The organism is Methanocalculus sp., from assembly GCF_029762515.1.
In the GTDB taxonomy this organism is placed as follows: domain Archaea; phylum Halobacteriota; class Methanomicrobia; order Methanomicrobiales; family Methanocorpusculaceae; genus Methanocalculus.
This window is the reverse complement of record NZ_JARVGN010000153.1, coordinates 1-4,991: the sequence shown is the minus strand read 5'-3', so window position 1 is coordinate 4,991 and position 4,991 is coordinate 1. Positions and strand designations below refer to the sequence as shown.

4 protein-coding genes are annotated in these 4,991 nt (G+C 55.5%); 1 reads left to right on the top strand and 3 read right to left on the bottom strand.

Going from position 1 to position 4,991, the window contains the following annotated elements; translation table 11 throughout:
* From QCH34_RS06680 to QCH34_RS06670, 3 genes are all read right to left on the bottom strand, one after another.
* On the bottom strand, positions 1-1,245 hold a 1,245-nt coding region (locus QCH34_RS06680; RefSeq protein WP_300332078.1), incomplete at its 3' end, for an MBL fold metallo-hydrolase.
* A gap of 15 nt (positions 1,246-1,260) precedes the next feature.
* Positions 1,261-3,039, bottom strand: a complete 1,779-nt coding sequence (locus QCH34_RS06675) for an SLC13 family permease (protein ID WP_300332080.1) — start codon at positions 3,037-3,039, stop codon at positions 1,261-1,263.
* A 44-nt stretch (positions 3,040-3,083) separates the two neighbouring features.
* Positions 3,084-3,578, bottom strand: a complete 495-nt coding sequence (locus QCH34_RS06670) for an iron dependent repressor, metal binding and dimerization domain protein (RefSeq protein ID WP_300332076.1) — start codon at positions 3,576-3,578, stop codon at positions 3,084-3,086.
* 554 nt (positions 3,579-4,132) lie between these two features.
* Here QCH34_RS06670 and QCH34_RS06665 point away from each other — a divergent pair.
* On the top strand, positions 4,133-4,991 hold an 859-nt coding region (locus QCH34_RS06665), incomplete at its 3' end, for a HEAT repeat domain-containing protein (RefSeq protein WP_300332074.1).

The following is a 4,991-nucleotide window of genomic DNA, read 5'->3' as shown; positions in this document are numbered from 1 at the left end:
CATGACGATGTAGTGCTTTTCCTCCTTCAGCTCTGTATAGCGGGTCCTGAGATCATGCCAGGGGATATGAATTGATCCCTCTGCATGGGTGTGATCCCACTCCTCCTGTGATCTGACATCGATTAAGGTCGCCTTGCCGCTCTTCACCAGTGTATCTGCCTCTTCAGGCGGGATCACCGGCACCCGTGAGATCGGGAATGCTCCTGTTCCCCAGGCAAGCATCCCGCCTTCGAGGAATCCGCTGATGGTGTCAAACCCGACACGCCTCAGCTGGAGGGCGGCTTCCTCTGCCTGCTGCTTTCCCTCGACAACCAGAACAATCTCCTGATCCGGAGGGAGCACCCAGCCCGCCTGCGTGGCAAAACTCCCGGTGAGATCAATATGCCAGGTCTTTGGGATATGCATGCCAGAGAATGCGGGATAGCTCCGGACATCCAGGAGCAGTGCACCACCCTTGATCTTCTCAGAGAAATCCTTCGGTTCAATGGGGACAGGTTGCCTGAGATTTCGCATCAGCTCCGGCCCCTTCCTGTTGATCTCGGAACAGCGGGCGAAATGGTCAGGTGCTGCGGGCATATCCGAGGTGAGGGCACGGATGAACTCCTCTTTTGTCTTAATCAGGAGGGCGTAGTTGTACTTCTTCTCATACCCGATTGTGCTCGTCCGCTTTGCCGCCATCGCCCTCCCGCAGAGAGAACCCATGCCATGTGCCGGATAGACCTCAACCTCGTCGGGGAGGGTCATGATCTTTGTATGCAGGTTGTCATAGAGGGAAGATGCAAGTTCCTCTGCCATTCCGGGGAAGAGATCCGGCCTCCCGACATCCCCGACAAAGAGGGTGTCGCCCGGGAAGAGGGCAACCGGTGTCTCGCCACGGGCGGGATCGGTGGCGATGTAGGCGATATGTTCAGGGGTATGGCCTGCGGTATCGATCACTGCAAACCGGATATCTTCAAGCTCGATTGTATCGCCTTCGGCAACAGGGGTGTGCGGGAAGGCACAGTTTCCGGATTTAGGTGCATAAATTGCAGCACCGGTCAGATCAGCGAGATCGAGATGGCCCGAGACAAAATCCGCGTGCAGGTGCGTCTCGAGGATATGGGTGATCTTCAGGTTGTTCTGCATTGCATACCCGATGTACCGTCCGATATCCCGTGATGGGTCGATGACGGCACATGATTTGTTCCCGGCAACGATATAGGAGCTGTGGGCGATGCCGGGAGTAAAAAAATGCTGGATGATCATAGGCGCTTCAACTGCCTATGCGATGAGGAGGTAAATGAGTGTTGTGGCGATTGCGATAAAGATCACTGTCATCACACTGCCTGCTTTAAGATAGTCTTTTGTGCTGTATCCCCCGGGACCCATCAGGAGGGCGTTTACCTGGTGGGTCGGGAGGATGAAGGAGTTCGAGGCACAGACCGCCACAAGGAGTGCAAGGGCGGTCGGCTCGATCCCGGTCCCTGAACCAGTGAGCATCACGAGCGGCACCAGCAGGACGGTTGCGGCGACATTTGAGATGATCAGTGAGAGAAGGGTTGCAAGCACCGCAACTGCTGCGAGGATAATTATCGGGTGGGTGCCGATGAGCGCTTCTGTGAGAGATCCTGCGATGAGAGCGGCCGCTCCGGACTTCTCCATCGCTATCCCAAGGGGAATCAGCCCGGCGATCAGGACAACCGTCTTCCATTCAATGGCGTGGTATGCCTCATCGATCGAGAGGACACCAGTGATCACCATTCCCGCAGCACCGGTAAGGAGTGCAAGCGAGAGGGGAACACCGGTCATGGTCAGGGATAATGCGAAAGCAAAGATAAGAACCGCGAGTGTGCCTTTGCTATGTCGCATCTCCTCGCCTTCGGGATGAGTGAGCAGGATCAGATCGCGGTTTCCGGCAAGAAGCCGGAGTGTGTCCCATGAGCCGAAGGCAACGATGGTGTCACCGGCGGCAAGCGGGATATCCGAGAAGTCGACACGGTTCTCGGTCTCTCCGCTGACATGGAGGATCGGCTCGATCGAGAACCGCTGCCGAAACCCGATCTCACGCGGTGTCTTCCCGATGATGGAAGCCTTTGGCCGGACGGTCAGTTCTGCAAACCCGAATCCCTCGCCATCCAGGATCTCTTTCAGCCTGCTGTCGTCGACGGTGGGGATACAGCCTGAATCCTCGATAAACCTCTCAAAGTTCTCAGCAGATCCGAGGAATGCCAGCTCCTGGGAAGGCTCGAGACGGGTTGAGCGTGACGGAGCGACTGTGATATCCTTGTAGGTCCTGACCGCGAGGAGATCGAGCCCGTACCGGACCTTGAAGAATGCCTCTTCACGGGTCTGCCCGACAAAGGGGGATTTTGGAGGGAGCGTGCAGGTACGCACCGGGTGGTCGATCTCCCAGATCTCTGCCACGGTCGGGCCAGGTCTCTTTTCCTCCTTCTGCGGGAGGATTGCGTTCCCAAAGAAGGCGAAGAGTGCGACCCCGGCGATTAAAAGGACAAGGCCGATCGGGGTGACGGCGAAGAGGCCGAAGGGCTCTGCACCTGACTGGCTGAGAAGGTCGTTTAAGACGATCAGGGGGCCGGAGCCGATCATCGTGATGCTCCCACCGAGGATGGCGGCAAATCCCATCGGCATCATCAGCCGGGATACCGGGATCTTTGTCTGTTTGCTGATCCTTCTCATCGCCGGGAGGAAGAGGGCGGCTGCCCCGATATTCTGCATCACCGAGGAGAGGAGGCCGACTGTGATACCGATCGTCGAGCTGACACGCCGCTCTTCTGTTCCGGCATACCGGACGATCGAGCGGGCGAGTCTGGAGGTGATACCGGTCCTCTCGATCCCATAGCCGAGGATCATCACCCCTGCCATCGCCATCACCGCGTTTGAGGCAAAGCCTGATACCGCTTCCATTGGTGTGATGAGGCCAAGCCACGCAAGAGCAATTGCAGCGCCGATTGCGACAAGATCGATCCTGATACGGTCACTCACAAAGAGGATGATCGTGACAAGAAGGACAATCCCAACAAGCAGGATGCCGGTATCCATTGAGAACAACTGGTAATACGGTGGATAGAATAAAAAAGGTTGCCTCAGGCACGGGAGAGCCGTGCTGCTGTCAGGTGGCGTCTTAAGGTTTCTGCTGCTTCGGTATCTGAACCAAAGCAGTCGAGGAGGGAACGGATCTGATGGATCGTTTCCGGATGCAGCTCGTGCTCCATGAAACAGGCGTCCTTCTCGGCAATAGATTCAGGAACTTTCAGGAGCAGAAGAAACTCCTTGAGGGTCTCATGACGGAGATGAACCGATCTTCCGATCGACTCGCCTTCCGGCAGGAGGACAACCCCTTCGTATCTCCGGTACTCAATTAAGCCGAAGGAGTGGAGTTTCCGGAACATCTCAACAACGGTTGATGGCCTGACCCCGAGTTCATGGGCGACATCTTTTGTCCGGGCATATCCCTTGGTGCTCGTGACCCGATAGATTGCCTCGAGATAGTCTTCTGCCTTTCGTGAGAGGTTCTTCACGTTACATCCTCTGTTTCTGAGAGGTATAGAATGTTCGCCTCCCTGGTGCCGGTGCTGCATATACAATAATCTCCTGAACTGATGATATATCTGGTATTTGGTTGATAAGTATGTCGACCGAAAAGTATTCGGATTAAGCGTAAGAACCGGGATATAAACTCAAAAGGGAGAACGGAGAAGAGTGCCCGGTGGCTGGTGCATTCAGCATATCATATCGGGGCACCTGGATGAGGTTTTGGTAACCATTGGCTGAAGTGATGGTATTCCATTGAATAGCCCGGACAGCAGGGCCTCCGCAAGCCTTCGTCCGGGATGGTATGGTCTTCTTCTTTTCTTCACCTCCTGTCTGTTCTGTCCTGCGACCCCGCCAGATCCCCACTACTTCCCCATTTGCCGGGGACTGCGGGTCGCTATTCTAATCTCTGTAGTTTGGGAGAGATGAGGTGATCCCAAACATGATTGGTTTTTTCCCAAATCTCCGAATGATCAGTTGGTGAAACGCCTGCTCCCGAACGGGTGATGGCTCCTCCCTTCCGATTGACCCATGCTCTCCCTGATCATTGTTTTGTGGCCCTTTCGATGGACATATATCCCACAATGCATGATAGAAAGGTATGGATCAGCCCGGAGATCGGAATCTCCAGATCACCATTGTTATCCTTGCCCTCCTCCTTGCCTCAGCAGCAGAGCTGATCTTTCATGCCGGATATGGTGTTGTAACGGCCTATACTCATCTTTATTATATCATTATCATCGTCTCAGCCTTCTATTTCAGGTACTATGGTGTGGCCGCTGGCGGGTATCTCGCAGTCGTGCATCTCTACGCGGAGTTTGTGCTGACGGGAACGGTGACGACGGATGCGGTTCTCCGTGCGGGTTCCTTCATCACTACAGGGGTTCTCTCAGGGTATCTCTTTTCGACATATATCAGGCAGGGCCATGTCAGGGAAGTGCTGGAGGACAGCATGTACCGGGTGCGTGCGATGATGGTGAGCGAGGGTGATATCGTGAAGATGAGAAAGGCGGTTGATCTCCCGGCTCTTCTGAATGTCCTTGCTCATGGTGAGCTGGATCAACGCTATCTGGCAATCGATGCCCTCGGCCTCCTCCGCGATCCCCGTGCGATCGAGCTCCTTGTTGAGACCCTGAAAAGCGATGCATATTCGGGGCTCCGGTGGAAGGCAGCAGAAGCGCTTGCCCGGATAGGTACGCCTGCTGTTGGTCCCCTGATCACGCTCCTTGATGATCCTGATGAGGATGTCCGGTGGAAGGTGGCGATTGCTCTTGGGGAGACCGAAGACCCACGGGCTGTTGCACCCCTCCTTTCACTTATTGATGATCCGGATTCCTATGTGAGGAGCAGGGCCGCGCTTGCCCTCGGCACGATTGGCGAACCTGCTCTTCCCGGTCTGCTTGCCTTCCTGTCATCCCCTGATCCGGCGAAAAGGGCAGCTGTTGTTGTTGCACTTGGGG

Bases quoted from the DNA above. Each gene is read 5' to 3' on its own strand.
- QCH34_RS06675 (WP_300332080.1), bottom strand. From the start codon at position 3,039: ATGGATACCGGCATCCTGCTTGTTGGGATTGTCCTTCTTGTCACGATC.
- QCH34_RS06670 (WP_300332076.1), bottom strand. From the start codon at position 3,578: ATGCAGCACCGGCACCAGGGAGGCGAACATTCTATACCTCTCAGAAAC.